At 51.9% G+C, this 23,265-nt stretch carries 21 protein-coding genes and 1 pseudogene; 20 read left to right on the top strand and 2 right to left on the bottom strand.

Annotation, left to right across the window (positions count from 1 at the left end):
• The first annotated feature begins 76 nt into the window (after positions 1 to 76).
• The 11 genes and pseudogenes from mrdA (at position 77) to D5085_04280 (ending at position 10,608) form a co-directional block, all read left to right on the top strand.
• Positions 77 to 1,837 (top strand): penicillin-binding protein 2, encoded by a 1,761-nt coding sequence (gene mrdA, locus D5085_04330; protein QEP45051.1) that lies wholly within the window; start codon positions 77 to 79, stop codon positions 1,835 to 1,837.
• Between the two features lie 6 nt (positions 1,838 to 1,843).
• Positions 1,844 to 2,941 carry a rod shape-determining protein RodA gene (rodA, locus tag D5085_04325; protein ID QEP42432.1) on the top strand — a complete coding sequence of 366 codons (1,098 nt, stop codon included), beginning with the start codon at positions 1,844 to 1,846 and terminating at the stop codon, positions 2,939 to 2,941.
• Positions 2,938 to 3,909, top strand: a complete 972-nt coding sequence (gene mltB / locus D5085_04320; protein ID QEP42431.1) for a lytic murein transglycosylase B — start codon at positions 2,938 to 2,940, stop codon at positions 3,907 to 3,909. The genes rodA and mltB overlap by 4 nt, the downstream gene beginning before the upstream one ends.
• A gap of 23 nt (positions 3,910 to 3,932) precedes the next feature.
• A complete protein-coding gene (locus tag D5085_04315; GenBank protein ID QEP42430.1) occupies positions 3,933 to 4,838 on the top strand; it encodes a septal ring lytic transglycosylase RlpA family protein in 906 nt (301 codons plus the stop codon).
• Positions 4,839 to 4,898: 60 nt separating this feature from the next.
• Positions 4,899 to 6,032, top strand: a complete 1,134-nt coding sequence (locus D5085_04310; GenBank protein QEP42429.1) for a D-alanyl-D-alanine carboxypeptidase — start codon at positions 4,899 to 4,901, stop codon at positions 6,030 to 6,032.
• Positions 6,033 to 6,036: 4 nt separating this feature from the next.
• Positions 6,037 to 6,885 carry a D-amino acid aminotransferase gene (locus D5085_04305; protein QEP42428.1) on the top strand — a complete coding sequence of 283 codons (849 nt, stop codon included), beginning with the start codon at positions 6,037 to 6,039 and terminating at the stop codon, positions 6,883 to 6,885.
• Positions 6,882 to 7,868, top strand: a pseudogene (lipB, locus tag D5085_04300) (lipoyl(octanoyl) transferase LipB). Before D5085_04305 ends, lipB begins: the two are co-directional and overlap by 4 nt.
• Entirely contained in the window at positions 7,841 to 8,794 is a 954-nt protein-coding gene (lipA, locus tag D5085_04295) for a lipoyl synthase (protein QEP42427.1), read from the top strand. Before lipB ends, lipA begins: the two are co-directional and overlap by 28 nt.
• Positions 8,795 to 8,969: 175 nt before the next feature.
• Positions 8,970 to 9,404, top strand: a complete 435-nt coding sequence (locus tag D5085_04290) for a sulfur globule protein CV1 (protein QEP42426.1) — start codon at positions 8,970 to 8,972, stop codon at positions 9,402 to 9,404.
• A gap of 167 nt (positions 9,405 to 9,571) precedes the next feature.
• Positions 9,572 to 9,805 carry a hypothetical protein gene (locus D5085_04285; GenBank protein QEP45050.1) on the top strand — a complete coding sequence of 78 codons (234 nt, stop codon included), beginning with the start codon at positions 9,572 to 9,574 and terminating at the stop codon, positions 9,803 to 9,805.
• A gap of 11 nt (positions 9,806 to 9,816) precedes the next feature.
• On the top strand, positions 9,817 to 10,608 hold the full coding sequence (locus D5085_04280; GenBank protein QEP42425.1) for an alpha/beta fold hydrolase: 792 nt from the start codon (positions 9,817 to 9,819) through the stop codon (positions 10,606 to 10,608).
• Here D5085_04280 and D5085_04275 read toward each other — a convergent pair.
• Together D5085_04275 and D5085_04270 are read right to left on the bottom strand one after the other, a co-directional pair.
• Positions 10,588 to 11,016, bottom strand: coding sequence for a hypothetical protein (locus D5085_04275; protein ID QEP42424.1), 429 nt, complete (start codon positions 11,014 to 11,016; stop codon positions 10,588 to 10,590). The genes D5085_04280 and D5085_04275 overlap by 21 nt on opposite strands.
• A gap of 20 nt (positions 11,017 to 11,036) precedes the next feature.
• On the bottom strand, positions 11,037 to 11,303 hold the full coding sequence (locus tag D5085_04270; GenBank protein ID QEP42423.1) for a hypothetical protein: 267 nt from the start codon (positions 11,301 to 11,303) through the stop codon (positions 11,037 to 11,039).
• Between the two features lie 152 nt (positions 11,304 to 11,455).
• On the opposite strand from D5085_04270, the gene D5085_04265 reads away from it, so the two are divergent.
• From D5085_04265 to D5085_04225, 9 genes are all read left to right on the top strand, one after another.
• On the top strand, positions 11,456 to 14,020 hold the full coding sequence (locus D5085_04265) for a DNA phosphorothioation-associated putative methyltransferase (GenBank protein ID QEP42422.1): 2,565 nt from the start codon (positions 11,456 to 11,458) through the stop codon (positions 14,018 to 14,020).
• Positions 14,021 to 14,121: 101 nt separating this feature from the next.
• The gene (locus tag D5085_04260; protein QEP42421.1) at positions 14,122 to 15,297 is read left to right on the top strand and encodes a cysteine desulfurase; all 1,176 of its coding nucleotides are present in this window, start codon (positions 14,122 to 14,124) and stop codon (positions 15,295 to 15,297) included.
• The gene (locus D5085_04255; protein QEP42420.1) at positions 15,287 to 16,198 is read left to right on the top strand and encodes a DUF4007 family protein; all 912 of its coding nucleotides are present in this window, start codon (positions 15,287 to 15,289) and stop codon (positions 16,196 to 16,198) included. Before D5085_04260 ends, D5085_04255 begins: the two co-directional genes overlap by 11 nt.
• A complete protein-coding gene (locus tag D5085_04250) occupies positions 16,198 to 19,551 on the top strand; it encodes a hypothetical protein (GenBank protein ID QEP42419.1) in 3,354 nt (1,117 codons plus the stop codon). Before D5085_04255 ends, D5085_04250 begins: the two co-directional genes overlap by 1 nt.
• A 26-nt stretch (positions 19,552 to 19,577) precedes the next feature.
• Complete coding sequence (locus D5085_04245) at positions 19,578 to 19,868, top strand: nucleotidyltransferase domain-containing protein (GenBank protein ID QEP42418.1); 291 nt, start codon at positions 19,578 to 19,580, stop codon at positions 19,866 to 19,868.
• The gene (locus D5085_04240; protein QEP42417.1) at positions 19,865 to 20,368 is read left to right on the top strand and encodes a hypothetical protein; all 504 of its coding nucleotides are present in this window, start codon (positions 19,865 to 19,867) and stop codon (positions 20,366 to 20,368) included. The genes D5085_04245 and D5085_04240 overlap by 4 nt, the downstream gene beginning before the upstream one ends.
• Positions 20,358 to 21,140, top strand: coding sequence for a phosphoadenosine phosphosulfate reductase (locus D5085_04235; protein QEP42416.1), 783 nt, complete (start codon positions 20,358 to 20,360; stop codon positions 21,138 to 21,140). The genes D5085_04240 and D5085_04235 overlap by 11 nt, the downstream gene beginning before the upstream one ends.
• Before the next feature lie 264 nt (positions 21,141 to 21,404).
• Positions 21,405 to 22,787, top strand: coding sequence for a DUF4007 family protein (locus D5085_04230; protein ID QEP42415.1), 1,383 nt, complete (start codon positions 21,405 to 21,407; stop codon positions 22,785 to 22,787).
• Positions 22,778 to 23,224 (top strand): hypothetical protein, encoded by a 447-nt coding sequence (locus tag D5085_04225; protein QEP42414.1) that lies wholly within the window; start codon positions 22,778 to 22,780, stop codon positions 23,222 to 23,224. Before D5085_04230 ends, D5085_04225 begins: the two co-directional genes overlap by 10 nt.
• The last annotated feature ends 41 nt before the right edge of the window (positions 23,225 to 23,265 follow it).

The raw sequence follows: 23,265 nt of genomic DNA, 5'->3' as shown, positions 1-23,265 counted from the left end.
CTGGCTGATTAAAGATCCGCAGCGGGAGCGGCGACTCTTTGCTTGGCGTAGTTGGATTATCTTAGGGATAGTGGTGATGGCGCTGCTACTGCTACTGTGGCGAGCGTGGCAGCTACAGATCGTCCGTCATGAGCACTACTCGACGCTATCGAGCAATAATCGGGTGATGGTGCAGCCGATCGCGCCGACTCGTGGCTTAATCGTCGATGTGACTGGGCGAATTTTGGCGGAAAATATCCCCTCCTACTCGCTAGAGCTGATACCGGAGCGGGTCGAAGATATGGAGGGAACGCTGCAACAGCTACAGCAGCTAGTGGCAGTAGGGGAGGAGGATTTAAGCCGCTTTCGACGAGAACTAAAACGCAAACGCCGCTTTGAGACAGTCTCACTACGACTACGACTGACCGAAGAGGAGGTAGCTCGACTGGCGGTCAATCGCCACCGAATGGCAGGGGTAGAGGTGAACTCCCGCTTAACCCGCTACTACCCCTATCGAGAGCTCACCTCGCATGTCATAGGCTATGTGGGGCGGATTAACGAGCAGGAGTTGCAGCAGATCGATAACAGTAACTATGCGGCGACACAGCACATTGGCAAAATTGGGGTCGAGCGTAGCCACGAGAGCGAACTGCATGGTGAGGTGGGTTATCGGCAGGTGGAGGTTAACGCCCGTGGCCGGATATTACGCACCCTAGAGGAGCAGCTACCGCGTCCTGGCAACAATCTACAGCTCTATATCCATGCGGAACTACAGCAGGTGGCGATGGCCGCCTTTGGCGAAGAGCGGGGGGCGCTGGTCGCTATTAATCCACAAAATGGGGCGGTCATGGCGTTGGTGAGTGCGCCGGGGTTTGATAACAATCTGTTTGTCAATGGTATCTCCGGCAGTGACTACCGGCGTTTGACCGACTCGGCCGATAAACCGCTCTTTAACCGAGCGCTTAGAGGGCAGTACCCGCCCGGCTCAACCACTAAGCCGTTTGTGGGCTTGGCTGGTCTGGAGCACCATCTAATCGATAGTGACAGCTCGCTCTTCTGCCCGGGCTTCTACCAAATTGGCGACAATGAGCGCAAATATCGCGACTGGAAAAAGTGGGGCCATGGCCATGTGACTCTAAAAAGCGCCATTGCCGAGTCGTGTGATGTCTATTTTTACGATCTCTCACTAGAGCTAGGTATCGACCGTTTAGCGCTGTTTATGCAGCGATTCGGTTTTGGCCAACTGACCACTATCGATATCGGGGGTGAATTAGCAGGACTGATGCCGACACGGGAGTGGAAGTGGCGTAAACGCAACGAGGCCTGGTATAGCGGTGAGACTCTGATTACCGGTATTGGTCAAGGGGCGATGTTGACGACACCACTACAGCTCGCACGAGCGACCGCAGCGCTAGCGAATCGGGGGACACTCTACCAACCTCGGGTGGTCAGAGCGATGAGCAGCCCCGAAGATGGCGAACTCCATGTGACTGACAGTGTGATCGAGAGCCGTTTGAACGATATTGCCGAGTCGAGCTGGGAGGCTATTTTCGAGAGCATGGCCGAAGTAGTGCACGGGGTTCATGGGACTGCACGAACCATCGGTACCGGCTTGAACTACCGCATGGCCGGTAAAACCGGTACCGCGCAGGTATTCGGTATTCCGCAGGGGGAGGAGTATGATGCGAGTGAGCTCAGTAAACGGCTACACGATCACGCGCTGTTTATCGCCTTTGCGCCGGTCGATAATCCGCAATTGGTGGTGGCGCTGATTGTCGAAAATGGCGGCAGTGGTAGCAAAGTGGCGGCACCGATTGCACGGCAGATATTCGACTACTTCCTCGGTAACCGAGGCTAAGCGACGATGCAGCAGCGCTCATTGTCGCTACAGTTTCATCTGGACTTACCGCTCCTGTTCGGGTTACTGTTAGTGACGGCAGTGGGGTTGATAACCCTCTATAGCGCCGCAAATCAGCAGCCCGATATGGTAGTGCGCCAAGTCGTGCGACTGGTGGTGGCCTTTGGGGTGATGGTTGCTGTGGCGCAAATCTCACCTGAGAAGCTACTGCGCTGGAGTATGCCCATTTACTATCTAGGGATAGTGCTGCTGCTAGGGGTGTTAATCATGGGTGAGATGGGCAAAGGGGCGCAGCGCTGGCTCGATTTGGGGGTGTTTAGATTTCAGCCCTCAGAGCTGCTAAAATTGGCGCTACCGATGATGGTGGCCGCCTGGCTGCACGATAAGCCGCTACCCCCGTGGCCCAAACAGGTAGCGATAGCGATGGCGATTATTGCGCTACCGGCGGCGCTTATTCTCAAACAGCCCGATCTCGGTACCGCACTGCTGGTAGCGGCCTCAGGGCTTAGCGTCCTCTTTTTTGCCGGTCTTGGCTGGCGCTACATCGTCTCCACCGTGGTGATGCTGATCCCGACAGCAATTATCTTCTGGCACTATGCGATGCTCGACTACCAGCGCCAGCGGGTGTTGACGCTAATCAATCCAGAGAGCGATCCGTTAGGGAGTGGTTACCATATTATTCAATCGACTATCGCCATCGGTTCGGGCGGTCTGTTTGGCAAGGGGTGGCTCAATGGCACCCAGTCCCACCTGGAGTTTCTGCCCGAGCGCCACACCGACTTTATCTTTGCGGTCTTTAGCGAGGAGTTTGGTTTTATGGGGATAGCGCTACTACTACTGCTCTATCTGTTAATTATTGTACGCGGGCTCTATATTGCCATGATGGCGCAGACCAGCTATGGTCGGCTGCTCGCCTCCGGCGTGGTGATGACCTTCTTTGTCTATCTGTTTGTCAATATGGGAATGGTGATGGGATTGCTGCCGGTTGTCGGGTTACCGCTACCTTTAATGAGCTATGGAGGCAGTTCGATGGTGACCTTACTCGCCGGTTTCGGTATCCTAATGTCTGTTCACACTCACCGGAATCTATTATCACGCACATGAGATACACTACTTTCTTTCTGTTTCTACTTTGTCATGCTCCGCTCCACGCCGCATCGCTGCCGCAAGCGGAGGTTAACCGTTTCATTCAGGAGATGGTCGAAGAGCACTCATTTGATGCCACTGAGCTAGGTACCCTCTTTGAATCCCTAGAGCTGCAACAGAGCGTGCTAGACGCGATTAGCCGCCCCGCAGAGCGGACACTAGAGTGGCACCAATATCGCCCTATCTTTCTAAAGCCGGAGCGGATTCGGGATGGCGCACAGTTTTGGCGTACCCATGAGACGCTGTTACAACGGGCCGAAGAGCAGTTTGGTACGCCGGCTGAGATTATTGTCGCCATCATTGGGGTCGAAACTCGCTTCGGTCAATATCAGGGCAGACACCGGGTGGCCGAGTCGCTCGCAACGCTCGCATTTGCCTATCCGCCACGAGCTAAATTTTTTCGCCAGCAGCTCAAAGAGCTGTTTTTAATTGGCCGAGAGGAGGGGTTTGAGCTGCCTAAGCTCTACGGCTCCTATGCCGGTGCGATGGGGCAGCCGCAGTTTATTCCTAGCAGCTATCGCGCCTACGCTATCGATTTTGATGGCGATGGTAAGCGTGATCTCTGGAACTCAATGGAGGATATTGTCGGCAGCGTAGCCAACTACCTAGCCAGACACCGCTGGCAGCGAGGCAAGCCGATTGCCAGTCGCGCCGAAGTGAGCGGTAGCGACTATAAGGGGCTACTAACGGGGTATAAGCCCCATATCAGTCTAGCAGAGGCAGCTCATCGTGGCGTTAAGCCGCAGCAGGCACCAACCGTTGCCCCCGAGAGGGCCGCACTCATTGAATTGAAGCAACAGAGCGGGCCGGAGTATTGGCTGGTGTACGATAACTTTTATGCCATTACCCGCTATAACCATAGCGAACTCTATGCGATGGCGGTCTTTCAGCTCGCTGAAGCGATTCGCAGCAGCTACCAACAGTAGCCGTATCATTGGAGATAGAATCGATGAGATGGCTGCTGTTATTAGGAGTTGGGTTGATGTTAGGGGGCTGTACCCAAGAGATTGTGATTAAAGATGGCCCACCGGAGATTGCGCTCGATCTGGACTCCATTGAGGAGCTTACCCCCCGTTACGAGCCGATATCCGCTGGGGGGAATCGGGCCAGTTATGTCCGTTTTGGCAAGACCTACCTCGTAGAGCAGCAGCGGCGCCCCTATCAAGAGGAGGGGATCGCCTCATGGTATGGCCGTAAATTTCATGGTAACCCGACCGCTAACGGCGAGATTTTCGACATGACCCGTATTAGCGCCGCCCATCCGACGCTACCTATCCCCAGCTACGCCCGCGTCACTAACCTCAATAACCAGCGGCAGCTAGTGGTTCGGATTAATGATCGCGGCCCGTTTCATGAGGGGAGGGTGATCGATCTCTCCTACGCTGCTGCCCTAAAATTGGGGATAGTGGAGAGTGGAACCGCCCCTGTGCGGGTGGAGGTGATCTTAGTTCCTCCTCCAACAACGCCGACGCCGACGCCGCCCGCTGTGACAGAGCCCCCCCCTCAAGAGCCAGTGGCCGCTGTGGTGGTAGCGATACCGGCACCGGCACCAGCACCAGAACCAGCACCAGCACCAGAACCAGAACCAGAACCAGCAGCACCAGCAGCACCGTTGCCGTCGGCATACTACATTCAATTAGGTGCCTTTAGCAGTAATGCCGGAGCGACTGTGCTACAACAACAGCTAGCACAGAAGGTCAATCAGACAGCGCAGATCATCCCGATAGCGGGGCAGAGCGGCCTGCTCTATCGGGTGCGGTTAGGCCCCTATAGCGATAGAGCCGCAGCCGCTGCACTATTGCCGCAGCTACAGCAGCAGGGATTTGGTGGCGCTAAAGTTATTTCGGGGCCATGAGCGCGTGGTCACGGAGAGTGATGAGTGACTGTTAATGTTAAAAGTGTAGAGAGAGTTCAAATGCGAGTAGTTAAACGATTATGGGTCTGGTTTTTTCTATCTGTTGCGCTACCGGTAGCGGCGATTCCGATCCCAGAACCGCCTCAGCTAAAGGGGTCGGGCTATATCCTGTTTGACTACCATAGTAGCGAGGTCATTGCAGGCAAAAATATTCATGAGCCGTTAGAGCCGGCGAGTTTGACCAAACTGATGACCGCCTATGTGGTGTTTCACGAACTCAAAGAGGGCCACATCGGTCTGAATGACGAGGTACTGGTGAGCGAAAAGGCGTGGAAGACCCCCGGTTCACGCATGTTTATCGAAGTCGGGAAGAGGGTTCGAGTCGAAGATCTAATTAAGGGAATGGTGATCCAATCGGGCAATGATGCTAGCGTCGCGCTAGCAGAGTATATCGCCGGTAGCGAGGAGTCATTCGCATCACTAATGAACGACTACGCCCAACGACTAGGCATGGAGAACTCCAACTTTAATAACAGCAACGGCCTACCGGTAGCCAACCACTACACCACCGCCTACGATATGGCGCTGTTGTCGGCGGCGATTATTCGCCAATTTCCCGACTACTATCGCTGGTTCTCCGAAAAGAGCTTCACCTACAACGAGATCACCCAGCGCAGCCGCAACCCATTGCTGCACCGCGACGACTCGGTCGATGGCCTTAAAACGGGCCATACCAATGCCGCCGGTTACTGCCTGGTCGCTTCAGCGAACCGCGACTCAATGCGACTCATAACAGTGATGATGGGGGCGTCGAGTAATCAAGAGCGAGCAGAGGAGACGATGAAACTGCTAAACTTCGGCTTCCGCTTTTATGAGACGCATCGTCTCTACGGGGCAGCAGAGACACTCAAACAGAGCCGTATCTGGCAAGGGAGCAGTGAAACAGTCGCACTGGGCTTAAACGAGGAGCTATTTATCACCATTCCCCGCGGTGAGTATAAAAATCTACAGGCCAATTTAGCGATTACCGAGCCATTAATGGCACCGGTAGCCCAAGGGGAGAGGGTCGGCCAGCTAGAGTTAACCCTCGGTGGCGAGAGGATCGCCTCACCGGCGGTAGTCACGCTCCATAGTGTTGCTGAGGGGAACCTGTGGCAACAGTTAAAAGATCGACTCTTACTCATGTTTGAGTAGCGATATGGCGCAAATCTATCTCAATGGCCAGTGGCAGGAGGGGGCCACCGCGACGGTCTCGATACTCGACCGAGGCTTTATCTTTGGCGATGGTATCTATGAGATGATCGCCGTCTATGCTGGCGTAGCGTTTGAGCTCGACGCCCACCTGCAACGCTTGGAGAGCAGTTTAGCTTCTGTTCGTATCACCGCGCCCCTGAATCGAGAGGGCTTTCGGGCGTTAATGGCAGAGCTGATCGAACGCAACGGCGGTGGTAATCAGGCGATCTATCTGCAACTAACGCGAGGGGTGGCACCACGCGATCACCGCTTTCCAGTGCCAGAGGGTGCCGCGACACTGCTGCTAATGAGCTCACCCCTACCGCAGCCGCCACCGATAGCCACAGCGGTAACAGCAGACGATAGCCGCTGGCACAACTGCCACATTAAAACCATTAACCTCTTGGCCAATGTGCTGCTACGACAGCAGGCGATTGAGAGCGGCGCGAGTGAGGCGATTTTACTGCGTGAGGGCTATCTAACTGAGGGGGCGGCGAGTAATATCTTTATCGTTACCGATCAGACAGTGGCCACCCCGCCGAAGAGCTGCCACATTCTGCCCGGTATTACCCGTCAGGTGGTGCTCGATTTGGCTCATCAGGCCGGAATTAGTGTTGAGGAGCGGCAGATAAGCCGCGCGCAGCTACTCACTGCCGATGAGATCTGGATGACCAGCTCTACCAAGGAGATTGTTCCCGTCGTGAGAGTTGATGGCGCAGCGGTAGGGAGGGGCGAGCCCGGCCCAATGTGGCACCAGCTCAAGCAACAGTTTCAAACCTATAAACAGCAACAGTGCGGGCTATGTATGTTATGAGTCAACCTCCCGATACCCCCGAATATCGAGCCTACATTAACGAGCTATTCCAGTTTCCGTGCGATTTTCCGCTCAAAATTATGGGTCGCACCGATGCCGATTTGGTGCCGCTAATAGGCTCGATTCTGCAGCAGCATCTGCCCGATTTTGACCCCTCAACGCTGACGGTGCGTGAGAGTCGCCAAGGAACCTATATCGCCGTGACAGCGGTGATTAGAGCGACCAGTAAAGCGCAGCTCGACACCCTCTATCTAGCGCTAAGCTCCCGCCCTGAAGTGAAGTGGTTGCTCTAGCGAGCGATGCAGCTACGCTACTTTGGGATTGAGCCCTATGCGCCGATCTATCGGGCGATGCAGCACTTTACCGCCCTGAGAATAGAGGGGGGGACGCCACTGGAGGATGAGATATGGTTACTACAGCACCAACCGATCTTTACCCTTGGACGCAACGCGAAACCGCACCACCTACTTAATCCAGGAGAGATTCCCGTAGAGCAGAGTGATCGGGGTGGCGAGGTGACCTATCACGGGCCGGGGCAGCTCATCGCCTATCTGCTGCTCGATACCGCCAGACTTCGGTTAGGTGTCCGACAACTAGTGACACTCATGGAACAGACGGTGATCGAGCTATTGCAGGCGTATGGTGTGACAGCCGTAGCGGATCGACAGGCACCGGGAGTCTATGTCGAAGGCGCGAAGGTGGCGGCGCTAGGATTACGAATTCGGCGCCACTTTAGCTACCACGGTCTCAGTCTTAACATCGATATGGATCTCTCCCCGTTTGAGCGCATCAACCCCTGCGGCTATGCCGGTATGGCGGTCACTTCGTTAAAACAGCTCGGCATCGATACCCCGCTGCCGCAGCTACAGCAGCAGTGGCTACAGCGGCTGTTAACGGCGCTAGAGAGGGAGAGGGGCCAAATAGAGCAATTAACAGTGAACTACGAGGGAGAGCGATGGCAACAGAGTCGGCTGACAAATTAAAGCGCCAGCGAGGTGCTGATAAAGTGGCTCGGATTCCGGTCAAAATTGCCCCGCGCCAAGAGCGCTATCGGCTACCAGAGTGGATTCGGGCCCGGGCACCGACCGGGCCTGAGGTGGCTAGAGTGAAGGCGCTGTTACGGCAGCAGCGGCTCCATACTGTCTGCGAAGAGGCGAGCTGTCCTAATTTAGGCGAATGTTTTAATCACGGCACCGCCACCTTTATGATTTTAGGGGATATCTGTACACGACGCTGCCCCTTTTGCGATGTGGCTCACGGTCGTCCCGCGCCGCCCGATGAGGGGGAGCCGGAGCGCTTGGCCGCCAGTATTGCGACGCTGGGGCTTAACTTTGTCGTTCTTACTTCGGTTGATCGCGACGATCTGCGTGATGGTGGGGCGGGCCACTTTGCTAAGGTTATTGGCGCGATTCGTCACCACGCACCGGCGACCTCCATTGAGATTTTAACGCCCGATTTTCGTGGTCGTGAGGCGGTTGCGCTCGACCATTTGGCACCACACCCCCCCGATATCTTTAACCACAATTTAGAGACAGTACCGCGGCTCTATCAAGAGGCTCGACCGGGGGCTAGCTATCAGGGATCGCTCAATCTACTGAAGCAATTTAGTCAGCGTCTGCCGACAGTGCCAACCAAATCGGGCTTAATGGTCGGCTTAGGAGAGCTGCCATCAGAGATTGAACAGGTGTTGCATGATCTCTATCAGCACGGCTGCCGCCACCTAACGCTTGGCCAATATCTAGCTCCGAGCAGAGATCACCTGCCGGTGAAGGCGTTTATTCGGCCAGAGCAGTTTGCCGCCTATGCGGCGCTGGCGCGAGAGATCGGTTTTACCCGAGTCGCCAGTGCGCCGCTAGTTCGCTCCTCCTACCATGCCGAGGCGCAGGCGCGAGGAGAGGGGTTAGGTTGAAAAGTGCCAAAGATGGCAAAATTTACTGTTGTGGCGTTCACCATTTAAGTGTAGAGTCACGGGGTGAACTCAATTAATGAGTTGACAGACTATATTAGAAAGTGTTTAACTACTAATGAAGGCGCCGAAACAACGATTCGGCTGTCACTCTAATCAGTACCTTGGGAGGTCATTTATGAAGAAAATTTTTACGCTTGCTGCCGCTGCTGCTGTTATGGCTGCTTCTGCCACCGCTAGTGCTTGGGGTCCTTGGAACGATGGATGGGGTCCTTGGGACGGTAATGGTTGGAACAACGGTAATGGCTACGGCAACGGCTGGGGCGATGGTTGGGGCGACGGTATGGGCGACATGATGGGCGATACCGACTTCAACATGAGCTTTAGTGGTCGCGGTAATGGTCGTGGTACCGGTCGTGGCTACGGTTCAGGTCGTGGTTATAACGGTTATCAAGGTTATAACGGCTACCGTGGTTACAACGGTTACTATGGTGCTCCTTATGGTGGTGCCCCTTATGGTGGTGGCTACGGCGCTCCTTATGGCTATGGCGCTCCAGCTCCTTATGCTCCACCCGCACCTCCTGCTCCGCAGGCTCCGGCTGCCGGTCAGTAAGTACCATTTTTTAATGGTAGAAGCGGTGCCATCGGGCACCGCTTTTTTTTCGTCTGTCAATTTCGTCAATGAGGAGAGCAAAAAACAGTTCTTGATTTTTTATTTATTTGTCATTAGAATTTTCCACCGTAGATAGGTTATCTACAAGCGCGAAAGTTTTGCGTGCCATGGTTAGAGTCGAAGTCGAATCGCAAGGTTGTTCTCTGTTCAGGATGAACATCGAGGCAATTTTTATGGCGCAAGCTGGGTTTCGATGGCTGAAACTGCCCATGTTGCCGGTGTTGACCGGCCATCCGGTTGGGACTGCTCAACCAGGACTCCAGTTGCTCGCCCGCAAGGGTGTTATCAACGGAGAGCGAATTACCAAAAACCGCCATGAGCAACTTTGCTTAGGCTTTTAGGAACAGATACGATGACTCAATTGGGTTTAGGGCTCTTTTTAAGCCTCTGCTTTACCATCCTGCCGCTGCGGGCTGAAGTGCTACTGCTGCTACCGGGCTACCATGAGCGGGCGTTGGAGTGGCACTATCGCGGCGCGAGTGCTGCGCTACTAGCCAATGGCTGGAGTGATGGCGGCATCCTGCTAGCCACCGCTGACGGGGTAAAACAGCTAGCAGCGCCCCAGCCTCCAGCGGCTCAACAGCCGCTACTATTTGTCGCTGAACTGCCGACTGAGGCACCACTAGAGCTACAGATGCAGGTATTGGCGGCTCAAATCGGCTGGATTAAACAGCGCTATCCGGGAGAGAAGCTCCATCTCGCCGGCCACTCGGCAGGCGGAGTGGTGGCGCGGTTGTTTATGGTGCGCTATCCAAACCAGAGCGTGGCTAGCTTGACGACTATCTCCTCTCCCCATTTAGGAACCGCGCTAGCCGAAGCGGGGCGAGCTGCCGCCGACTCCCCTTTGTCACCCATTCTCCCCTTTTTAGGCGCACAGTCGCTCAATCGCTCCGAGGGGCTCATGCGCGATCTATCGCGTGAGAGTCGTGGCAATATCCTCTTCTGGCTCAATCGCCAGCCCCACCCTGAGAGTCGCTACCTCTCAATCGTTCGTGCGAAGAGCGACTGGGTGGTCTCTAAAGTGAGCCAAAACATGAACTTTGTGCCGGCGCTAGCGCAGCGCTCTGACGTTATCTTTACCGCAGGGGATCACAACTTAACCCCCCATGATGGTGATATTTTGTTACGCTTTTTGTCGCAATAGCGCTATCGGATGTAGGTGGTAGTCCATCCACCCCATAGTCTCTTGAATAACGGTGTGCAGTTGATCGAGTAAGGCGACCGCGTACCCATTCCCAAACCTGCGCTTCCATATCAGTGGAAAACTTCCGAATCTGCTTGGCAAAATTCGGTTTTTCGGCGGATACATTGGCGTGGCCGGTGATATTAACCTCACCCCCCGACCCCCTCTCCATAAATGGAGAGGGGGAGGAAGAAGTGGAAAAAGTCCCCTCTCCATAAATAGCGAGGGGGAGGAAAAAAAAGTCCCCTCTCCATTCATGGAGAGGGGATTTAGGGGTGAGGTTTTTCGTCGATAATCCTCAATCACCTTCGCCCTGTTCAGTACCGCCTCATTATTGGTGTTCTCCCACAGTACCAGCTCCCGAATCATCTGAAATAGCTGCACGCGGACTAAAATCGCTTAGCGGATAGAGCGAAGTCGAACGATTGCGGTAACAGCCACTCATCGTAAATACGATCGGCTGTTAACCGAAAACCGTATTGATAGCGTACCTGTTCGGCATAGATCACCACTTCAAACAGCGTTAGCACCTCTCGGTTGACTGAATCAAACCTAAGTGGCGTAAGGGATTGATGACCTAGTTGCGTCGATGAACGAATAATTGACTTATTCAGTGCGTACATAATTTCGTGACGACTGACGGTAAGATGAGTCATGTCAATGGCTCTCCTGACTCCGGAGCAATTAACAGTTGAAGTGGATTTAGGCTAGACAGGGGAGGCAGGATTGATATACTTGGCGGGGTAAGATTTGAGTGGGTAAGGATGGAGCGCAAGCCTGACGAATTGATGAACAAGAACCCGGCGAAATGAGTCAACTCTACGGCAAAAAACTACAGCAGCATACTTACTGGCACATTAGTCTGACTCCCGCTCAACCAGAACGGGTGCAGCAGCACATTGCGATTGCGGAAGCTTTAGCTAAAGTGAGTGCGGGCGAACACTATAGTGTCGTGAAGTATAGCCATCGCGGTGATTCGCTCTCGCTGCTGAACTACCCCGATTTTTTTTCCGCCCCCTTTCCCGAATTAAACCATAGCTGGAAAATCGATTTAGAGCGTGAAACAGTAGTGTGCAGAAGTTATCAACATTCGTTGAATCCACCGATTTTGCACCGCAAAGAGCTCTTATTAGCCGCTGATCATCCACACCGCGCCGCCTACCAACAGCTAACCGAAAGCTGCGAAGCATTAGGGTTATTTGAACAGGCGACGACCATCGGTTTTCGTCTCGCCTGGGCGGCGCGATTACAGCAAAGTGGCTACCGATTGGAGGGGCATCAACTTCTACCTATCGGTAATGCGGGGGCGGATGCTGATGCTGCCAAAACAGTTGGCATAGATTTAACTCAAAGTTTTAGTGTCGAGCGCCATCGGACCGCCTTGAGCCGCTCTAACCTCTCGGCACCGATGCAGGCACTGGCAAGATACGGTTTTTTAAGTGGCGACTATACCTTGTTCGATTACGGTTGCGGCAAAGGGGACGATCTGCGCCATCTGCAGGCGAACCAAATTGAGGCCGCGGGATGGGATCCCTATTACGCTGCTGAAAAGGCGCTTAAAGCGGCCGACTTGGTTAATCTCGGCTTTGTGGTGAATGTGATCGAATCACCGCAAGAGCGGTCGGCGGCGCTGCAAAACGCTTGGCAGTTGACGGAGAAACTCTTAGTTATCGCTGTCATGCTCTATAACCAGAATAGCTTTCGTGGGGTGGAGTATAGCGATGGTGTCTTAACTAGTCGCAATACTTTTCAAAAATATTTTACTCAGGGTGAGTTTAAGCAGTGGGTCGATACCACTTTAGGGGTCGATTCGGTAGCGGTTGGCCCGGGGCTACTGTTTGTCTTTCGGGATGAGCTGACCGAACAGCGTTTTTTACAGCAGCGCTACCGCCCCCGAGCTAACCGGCTGCGTCTGGCCTATCGAGAGCGGCAGCAGAGGCAGCCCGCACAACGACAGCAGCGGCAACAGCTAGTGCAGAGGCTTCAGACAGAGTGGCTTGATTTAGGGCGCCCCCCTGACAAAAGTGAACTAGATAACCTGATTGAGCTGACCGAACAGTTTGGCAGTTACAATAAAGCACTCAACTTTTTACGCCAGCAGGAGGGGGTAGAGCCGCTACTGTTGGAGGCGGAAAGGGCGCGGCGCGACGAGATTCGGCTCTATCTAGCGCTACAGATTTTTAGCCAGCGCAAAGCGTATCATCAGTTAGAGCCGCAGCTACGGCGCGATATTAAGTACCACTTTGCTCACTATACCATGGCGAAAGAGGCAGCTAATCAACTCCTATTTGAGCTCGGCAACAGCGACCGCATCAGCGCGGCGGCACAAAAGGCGGCAGAGGAGAGGTTAGGCTACCTAGATAGTGACGGCTCGTTCCATGTGCCGGTGGGTGAAATAGGACGACTAGCCGCGCTGTTACAGCTCTATATCCACTGTGGTGCGCTGCTCTATGGCGATTTAAATGGGATTGATATGGTTAAAATTCATACCGCTAGCTCTAAACTAAGTCTCATGCGCTACGACGATTTTGATAACTGCCCGTTACCCCGCCTGCTAGAGCGGGTTAAAATCGATCTACGGCGGCAGCAGTTAGCGTGGTACCAGTATGACGACGAGTATGAACCGGCCTATCTCTACCTTAAATCGCGCTATATGAACGAGGAGTCACCTAACTACGCTCTACAGCTCGCTTTTGATGAGCAGCTACAGGCGCTGGAACTGTTCGATTTGAGCCGCTATGGCCCGAAGCCGGAGACTTTTCGCCGCACGCTGAGGCGACAACGCTGGGAGATTGAAGGGTTTGAGCTGATTCGCAGCCGCACCCTGCCCGATCTAGATCAGGCGTGTGGCCAATTTCTCAGCTATCGCGATCTGATTGAGTGCGGCGAGAGCTGGCAGCGGTATCAGATCGACAACCGGCCGCAACAGCCTGAGAGTTACACAGCACTACTCATCTTAGCACAGACGCTGCTCGATCCGATCATCGACTACTTTGGCATGATTGAACTGACCTACGGCTTCTGCTCGGCTGAGTTAGCCAAAAAGATACCGGGGCGAATTGCGCCTAAGCTAGATCAGCACGCTGCCTGCGAACTTAACCGGCTCAACAGGCCGATCTGTCCCCGCCTAGGCGCGGCGTGTGACTTTATCGTTGCCGATGAGGATATGCTAGCCGTTGCGCAGTGGATTGTCGGGCAGCTCGCCTTTGACCGACTCTATTTCTATGGGGCAGATAGAGCGATCCATCTTTCGGCGGGGCCGGCGCAGAAGCGACAGATAGTGGTTATGCGGCCGGGAAAGGGCCGTTTAGTACCGGTGGTGATGAGCCGTGAGAAGTTTTTGGCGCTAACTGTGGAGTCGGTATCGCTATAAAATATCATTTAGCTTAATTTTTATCTGTTTTTGCTACATTTAATGTCGTAAGACATAATGTTTTTATTGCTTATCTGTTCTGCCTATGCTATTTTTTTTGCATGGCAACCACGACATCAATACAACTTCCGATCTATTTTGATAGCGCCGCAACGACACCGCTTCACCCTGAGGTGGCTGAGGCACTCTGTCGTCACTTAACCCTCGCTTCAAATCAGTTTGCCAATCCCGCTTCTGCGCATCGCTATGGCCATTTAGCAAAACAGCAGCTTAGGCAGAATCGTATGGCAACTGCTGAGCTGTTAGGGTGTGATGCCGATGAAGTTATCTTCACTTCGGGTGCGACTGAGGCCAATAATCTGGCGCTAACTGGGATAATGCGGGCTAATCGTCACCACGGCACCCATCTTATCACCGTTACGACAGAGCATAAAGCGGTCTTGGCGTGTTGCGATGCGCTGGAGGCAGAGGGGTTTAGTCTTACCTATCTGCAGGTGGACGGCAGTGGGTTAATCGATATCGCTGAGCTAAAATCTGCGCTACGACCCGAGACGCTACTCATCTCGGTGATGGCGGTTAATAACGAAACCGGGGTGATGCAGCCGTTAACCGAAATCGCCGCTATCGCCGCTAGAGCGGGAGTTCTGTTCCATGTCGATGCGGCGCAGTCTGTCGGTAAATTTGCGCTAAACCTAGCGGATATAGCGGTTGATCTACTCTCGATCTCAGCGCATAAATTTTATGGCCCGAAGGGAGTTGGCGCACTGATTGTACGCCAGCGCCGCCATTTACGGTTACAACCGCTCTGTTATGGCGGCGGCCAGGAGTTTGGGCTGCGCCCCGGCACGGTACCGACCCACCAAATTAGTGCCTTAGTCGCGGCGCTACAGCGCTGCCAGAGGCAGCGTGAGTCGGAGTTAGCCCACATTCGTACTCTGCAACAGCGCTTTATGGCGTGGGCTAGCTCTCAGCGGAGCGTGCAGATCCATAGTCCACTCAGTGGCGGTTCGCCCTATATCATTAACTTTTCGGTAGCAGGGTACGATAGCGATGCGCTGCTAAACCAGTGCGAAGCGGTGGCCGCTTTTTCCAGCGGTTCGGCTTGCAGCAGTGGTACGATTGAGCCGTCGCATGTGCTGCGCGGCATGGGTATCACTGCACGCGAGCTCTATGGCGCAGTACGGATCAGTTTCGGTTACTACAATACGCTGGCGGAGATCGACTACTTTATTCACCATTTAGAGCAATTAATCGAAAAGGTTAACGATGCAAGATAATTTGCCTCAGACTACATTTGGTCGCCACGAGAGCTTTCCGCTCCGTTTCGGCTGGTTGCCAAAAGGGTTTTTGCAGCTTCAGAACGATGCTCAGCTATTTAAACAGGAGAGTGCTGTGGTGAAGCTCGGTGTCGGTAAAAATATGGTTAACGCTATTCGTTACTGGCTGCGGGTGACTCGTCTGGTTCGTGAGCAGGGCAGTGGTGTTTTTATCCCGACCGCTTTAGGAGAGGCGATTTTAGGTAAGTACGGCGATCCCTATTTAGAGGATGAGGCAACTTTATGGATTCTCCACTGGTTAATCGGCTCTAACGCGACCTTAGCCACTGGTTTCTATTGGTTTTTTAACCACTATGCTGTGCCCGATTTTAGCGAAACGGAGCTGCTGGCGTCGTTACAGCGCTTTTTAGAGCCGCAGGTTAAATCGGATAGTTCCCTTAAATCAGATCTCTCCTGTCTGCTACGAATGTATAGCCGTAGCGCTAAGCTAAACGCAGCGCAGGCTGAGGATGGACTCGACTCGCCTCTGTCGCTGCTGGAGCTGATTCAGCCGCTCCCCGGCAGACGCTTTCAGAGTCAGCGTGGTTGGCGTGAGGAGTTACCGACGATCGCGCTGGCGTTTGCGATTTTAGATCGGTTTGAGCAGCAGCCACAACAGCCGGCAGTTCCAGTGCAGGAGCTACTCTACGGCGGTGGTGGAGGGGGAGGTGGGGGTGGCAGTGCTGTCGCACCGGGGGCCGTGTTTCGCCTAAATGAGGAGGGGTTTAGCTACCACCTCGAACAGGCGTTGCAGCACTATCTACCCGATTTTGAGCAGCGCGATACCGCCGGTCTGCATCAGCTCTACCGCCGACAGCAGACTCAACAGAGTCTTACACTACTGCAGGATCACTATCACTAATGGCATCATGTTCTCGGGTTAATAGCCTCTATACCCGCGCGATTAATATACAGCGGGATCAGTTTCGCCCCGAAACCGTGACCGCCTACCTGCCGACTTCGCGGGCGCTACAGACCCTAAAACAGATTGCAGCCGGTTTTGAGCACACCGAGTCGCCCCGTGCTTGGGCACTTATTGGCCCTTATGGTTCGGGTAAATCGGCCTTTGCCCTCTATCTAGCCGCATTAAGCAGTGGCGGTGGTAGTGACACCTTCGAACTTGCCGCTCCGGCGCTACAGATGCTCGATGCTAGACTACTACAGCGTTTTAAACAGCAGTTTAACGCTAGAGGGTTGTTGCCGGTGATGATTAACGGTACTCCCGAAGCGCTGGAGTATCGGCTACAGCAGGCGCTACAGCAGGCGGCTGTTTTCGATAGTCAACTACAGGCTGATATGGCGCAGCAGTTAGCTGAACAACTAACCCTGAGTCAACTGATGGCACAGCTAGAGGCGCTACAGCAGCGCTGGTGTGAGCAGCAGGGCGAGGGGGTGCTGCTAGTGATCGACGAGCTGGGTAAATTTTTAGAGTATCAGGCGCACCATAGTGGCGCGAATGGCATTCATCTGCTACAGCTTCTGGCTGAAGCGACGCTGACCAAGCCGATCTATATCGTGGTCATGCTGCATCAGGCGTTTGAGTACTATAGCCACGGCATGGCTAAGCGACAGCGTGATGAGTGGACCAAAGTGCAGGGGCGCTATGAGAGTATCGCCTTTATCGAACCGGCCGAACAGGTGCTGCAGGTGGTGGCGAGCGCCTTTAGCGAGCCCGATAGCGCTGTGAGGGGCGAGACTGAGCGGTGGGTTGAGCTGCTGATGGCGCAGCAGGCACTGCCGGGGCATTTAAGTCGTGGTGACGCGCTTGAGCTGTTTCATCGCTGCCAGCCACTCCATCCGCTGACGCTGTTACTGCTACCGCTGTTGTGTCAGAAGGTGGCACAAAATGAGCGTACCCTGTTTACCTATCTTGGCAGTCGTGAGCCGGCGGGGCTACAGCAGCAGCTCGATAGCGGGCAGGCCGGAGAGTGGATTAAGCCGTGGCAGCTCTACGACTACTTTACCCTCAATCAGCCGGGAGTGAGGAGTGACCCGCTCACCCGCCACCGCTGGTTAGAGATAGAGACCGCACTGGAGCGCTTTGGCCATCAGCCGTCACTGCCGAGGGGACGGGAGCTGATTAAAACCATCGGCCTGCTCAATCTGATTCAGGCGCAGCAGGGCTTTAAGGCGAGTCAACCGCTACTTAAAGCGCTGTTTGGCAAGGGATTCAATAAGATGCTGACGGCTCTGGAACGGCAGTCGGTGATCACCTATCGCCGCTTTAATCAGGAGTATCGTCTCTGGGCCGGAAGTGATTTTAATCTGCAACAGGCGTTAGAGAGTGAGCTGAAGCAGCAGGGGGAGCTATCGATAGCGGCGGTTCTGAATCAGGAGCTGCCGCTCTCCCCGTTAGTGACCCGCCGTTTAACCATAGAGCGCGGTACGCTGCGCTACTATCTACGCCAGTTTATTGATAGCACGACGGTTACCGCCTTGCAGCAGCCGGCAGAGGTGCCGACCCTTTGGTACTATCTGCGACGGGTTAACGATGAGCCCCCACCTACCCCTAAGAGTAGGCACGATATTTTAGTTGTCTGTGAGTTAGCGGAGCGACTGCTGGAAGCGGCGAAAGAGAGATACGCCCTGCTGCAGCTACCGCAGCGCCATGCCGAACTGAGTAGTGATGCGGTGGCGCAAAAAGAGTATCAGAGTTGGCTGCAAAACAGTGCGATGCGACTCAGGCAGCAGCTAAATGAGCTTTTACAGAGCACACATAATCGTAAAGTGCAGCAGTGGTTCTACCGAGGGCGGGCGCAGCTCGATATCACCGATCGGCGCCAGTTGCAGCACTACCTAAGTCAATGGATGGCAGCATGTTACCCACAGAGCCCTAAAATCGATAATGAGCTTATTAATCGGGATAAGCTCTCTACCAGTGCCAATACTGGGCGAAAAAAGCTAATCAAAGCGATGCTGGAGGCGGCCGATCAGCCCGATTTAGGGATTCAAAAATACCCAGCGGAGAAGAGTCTCTACCGCTCACTGCTGTTAGAGAGTGGTCTGCATCAGTGCCTTGATGGCCGCTATCAGTTTGCGCTGCCGACTAAACAGGATGATAAGTGCGGTTTTCTACCCGTATTTGCCGCGATTGATGCCAAACTAGCGCGTAACGAGGGCAGTGGGGTAGAGCTCGAAGCACTCTATACCGAACTGAAACAGCCCCCCTTCGGGATTAAAGAGGGGGTGCTGCCGCTAATTATTCTGCTCTACCTGCTGATTAATAACCGCGATGTGGCGCTCTACTATGAGGGTCGCTTTAGTGAGCGGCTCAGCTTAGCGCAGATGGAGATGCTCTGCCGCCGGCCTAAATTTTTTGCCTTAGAGCGGTTTCAGCTCGAAGGGCTGCGGGCTGATCTGTTTAACCGCTACCTTGATTCGGTGGTCGGACGGGTGAGAGAGGATGCGCGGCTGATCGATATCGTGAAACCGCTGGTGAGCTTTATTAACGGGCTACCGGAGTATAGTCGTCAAACCCGCTCCCTCTCGCCACAAGCGGAAGCGGTGCGTGACGCTTTTGAGCAGGCGCAGAGCCCCGGCAAGCTACTATTTGAAGCGCTACCGCAGGCGTGCGGGTTCTCCTCGCTAAACGACAGAGCGGTTGAGGAGCAGTTTATAGAGCGGCTGATTCAGGCACTGCGGGAGCTAAAAGGGGCTTACGATCTGCTACTGCGGCGCTGGCAGAGCCATCTGCTGACACTACTGCTGCCGGAGCATGAGGGGCCGGAGCCGCTCCCGACCGTCACGCTGCGCCAGCAGCTACAGCAGCGCTATCAGGGGTTAGAGCGGTTAACTCCCGATAAACAGGGGTTAGGTGCCTTTATTCGCCGTTTAACTGATCGCGGCCATGAGGATCAAAAGTGGCTGGAGTCGATTGCCACGCTGCTCGGCAGAGCGCCGCCGGCAAAGTGGAATGATGCCCGACTGCTGGAGGCGGAGGTGGCGCTGAAAGCGGTGGCCGAAAAGTTGAAAAATCTGCATCAACTGAGCTTGGCGATTGATGAGAACCCTCAGGCAGAGGATGAGGTGGTGCTGCTAAAGTGGGTCGATAGCCGCCATGGCGAGCGCAGCCGGGTGGTGACACTCACGCCGTCACAGCAGCAGGCGTTACAGCAGAAGCAGCAGCAGGTAGAGGGGGTATTAGCCGATCTCGATGAGTCGTCACGGCTGGCGCTGATGGCGTCGCTATTGCAGGGGGTGACGGGTGAGGGGTAATCAAACCTATAAAAAAGGGAAAGATAATGCGCCTGCCTGAACCGCTGCTAGTCACTATAAAACAGGTACTGTCAGATGCAGTAGATGTAGAGTCTCTATGGCTCTTTGGCTCGCGGGTTGATGATAATAAGCGCGGCGGTGATATTGATCTCTATTTAGAGCCGAAGCAGCGGCTCTCTTATCCCGATATGATTCGGTTGGAGTCGCGGCTGAATAATAGTTGTGGTGAGAAGGTAGATCTGTTGGTGAAAAATCCTGATGAGCCGATGACTACTATACAGAAGATAGCGTTAGAGACGGGAGTGAGATTAATATGAGTCAAGCAGAACCATTGTTAATCGAATATTATAGTGCTTGTGTTAAAAGGGGAACAAAATTAAAAGAGTCACTAGATAAATGTTATCCGCTATTTCCGCTTAATGAGACTACATTACTCGATTTAACAACGGAGCAGGAGGAGGCGTTTGATGCACTAATTTTGCGCTATTCGCAGTTGACAGCTATGGTTCAGGATCATCTTTTTCGTTTAATTGCTATTGTTGAGCAGGAGGATGTAAGTCAAAAGTCAAATCGGGATAAAGCGCTATTAATGGAGAAGTTAGGGGTTATTCATTCTGCTGATGACTTTAGTATTGCGGTTCAGTTAAGGAATAAATTTTCTCATCACTATCCTGATCAGGTGACACGGCAGGTTGAAAGACTCAATATGGTGCTGCATGAGTCTAAAACTATATTAAGTTATTTGAAAATGATATCTAACTATCTACAGCGGAAAGGGTTTATTAATCAAGTGTGGGAGAGTGGTCATGAGCGATAAAGTTCGGCATCTGTTAGGCCTTTCCGGAGGGAAAGATAGTTCGGCGTTAGCGATCTATATGCGGGATCGGGTGCCGGAGATGGAGTACTTTTTTGCCGACACCGGGGCGGAGTTACCTGAGACGCTTGAGTTTATTGATATGTTAGAGGATTTTTTGGGGAAGCCGATAGTCAAAATTAATGCTGAAAGAGACTTTAACTACTACTTTGATTTAAACGAAAACTTTTTGCCTACTAATAAAAGTCGCTGGTGTACCCAGAAACTAAAAATAGAGCCGTTTGAAGAGTATGTGGGTGATGATACCGCAATAACTTATGTTGGCATAAGAGCCGATGAACCACACAGAAAGGGCTATATTTCAACTAAATCGAATATATCAGCCAGATATCCATTTATAGAGGATGGGCTAAAAAAAGAGGATATTGTCGATATTCTTAAAAAATCGGGTATAGGTCTGCCGAAATATTATGACTGGAGAAGCCGATCAGGATGCTATTTTTGCTTTTTTCAAAGAAAAGAGGAGTGGGTGGGGCTTTATGATAATCATCCCAAATTATTTGAAAAAGCAATGGAGTATGAGCAGTTTCATAAAGATAAAGGAAGAAGTTACACTTGGTCGCAGGGAGAATATTTAGAGGATTTGATTAAGCGGCGAGATGAAATTGAAGCAAAAGCGAAAAAAAACAGAGAGAAGGAGTTGTTGGTTAAAAAGAAAAAGTTAATTAATAATCTTGATGATGATAACGAAGGTTGTTTGATTTGTACGCTTTAGGCTTTATGGATATTAAGGCCTTGTTCATCTCTTCGTCAGCTCCCCTCCACCCCCTTCCCACTGGGAGAGGCGGAGAGGGAAGGCGAGGGAATCATGCCTCATGAGGGTGACGAGACGATGAACAAGACCCGGGTTTCGTAGGGGCGGGTTTGAAACCCGCCCCTACACGCCGTGGATTACCGGAAGAGATGGTCGTTTAAAAAGCACGGTTTGAATCACACTTGGTTGGAGGGGCATCATAGAAACCGCAAGCCTGACGGAACGATGAACAAGGCCGATATTAATAATAATGTTTTTGAAATAATAAAGCAGACTAAGGTTTATCAGGGTAAAGGACTGAAATCGATAAATAAGCCTGTGCTTATTTTGATGGCGCTGTATTTTGTTATGAAAGGCAAAGAAAGATTAAATGAGTATGTTGTTTATGAGCAATTTTTGAGTGATTTATTAGGAAATAATGGTTTGATATTAAGTTATCCTTTTGTGCGTCTTGAATCAGATGGCTTTTGGGATATTATTTCAGATTTTACTTTGCTTAAAAACAGCTCTGGTGATGTAAGCAGAAAGATTCTTTTAAAAGGGGTTAAAGCTGGATTTAGTCTGGATGTATATTCTGCGCTAATTGCCGATAGGAAAAAAACATACCGTTTGTCTTTATGGTTTTTGAAAAATTACATTTTACCTGCTAATAAGAGTGTATATGATTCTTTCTATTCTCTTTTCTTTGATAATGATAATTTCATATTTGATGATACAAAGGTGATTGACGTGAGCGACGATGCAGTATTAATGTCAAATGAAGGTGAGCCCACTTCAAAATGGTGGATGCGTAAAGGGCTAGATATTATAGATGGCTTTCCGGATGCGTTTGTTAAGGATAATTTGAGAAAATCTCGAATTGAATTTATTGCTGGTACTAATCGGCTTAAAACTATAAAAAGCTGGCTTTTGGCTGCTGAAATTATACAGAAGAAAAAGAGTAATGCAAATAAATTTGAATTAAGTTATTTGGGTAGATGTATAAGAAATATTGATCCTGAAATGGAAAATGCATCAACATGGTGGGCTATACACATTCATTTATGTTTGTCAAGTAATAGCTTACCATATTTTGATGTAATTAAAGTTTTAGTGAATAATTATGGTTCTTGGTTGGATAGAAAAAATATTATTAACGCTTTATTTTATGATGATTCTGTTTATAAAAAGAAAAATTATAAGCAGAGTACGCTAGAATCTGTATCTGGTGGTGTATTGAAAATGTTTGAGGGTGATAAACCATTAGCTGAGATGGGGATTTTAGAAAAATCACAGATATCTGGAACTCAAAATTATCGTATAGGTGATGTTAATTGTTCTGATAGTGTTTTTATTTATGCTATTCAGCTATTTAAGAGCAGATTTTTTCCCACAAGAAGCAGTTTGGACTTTTCCGAATTAATAAATATAGGGTTAAACTCTTGTTTGTGTATGTCTTCAGATGAATTCAGAAAAAAGTTAAGAAAAATAGGGCATAATGATCTGGGTTCTGGCATTAGATTTAATGAGGTAGCTAATTTGCAAACAGTTGATTTTTCTTCAATAAATATATCTGCGGAAGATGCGTTGTATAATCTGCTGAAGGATGTTGATGTGCTATGGATTTGACAGAACTGAATAGTCGAATTCAGGGTATGCGATACCAATCCGCTATCCTAACCGCCCCTACAATGCAACGAGTTGTCTCCCTCTCTAACGAAATGACAGCTCACTTCGATAATTTTGAACACTGGAACAATCCGGAAACTGAACCGGCACCGGCAGAAGATATCTCACCGGATCACTACTGCAGACTCGCATTAGAGTCAGACTCACGCACCGGACTGATTATTAGTGAACCCGAACAGTGGTTCTACCACTGGACACCTCCGCGCATTAATCAACTATGGAGCGGTTTGGCTGAAAGTTATAACAGCTACCCGGTGATTATTATCACCAAACAGAGTATCGAAAACATGAATATGCCACGCTATTTTATAATGGAACATAACTTTAATGACGGCGTCCGGCTATGGCTCTCCCGTTTCGAATTTGACCAGTTATAGCGCAAAACGAAACTAAAACCGATACATAACCGATATGAATT

This window comes from Ectothiorhodospiraceae bacterium BW-2, from assembly GCA_008375315.1.
Lineage (GTDB): Bacteria > Pseudomonadota > Gammaproteobacteria > Thiohalomonadales > Thiohalomonadaceae > BW-2.
Note: the sequence above shows the minus strand (reverse complement) of the source record. Positions and strands in the feature narration are given on the sequence as shown.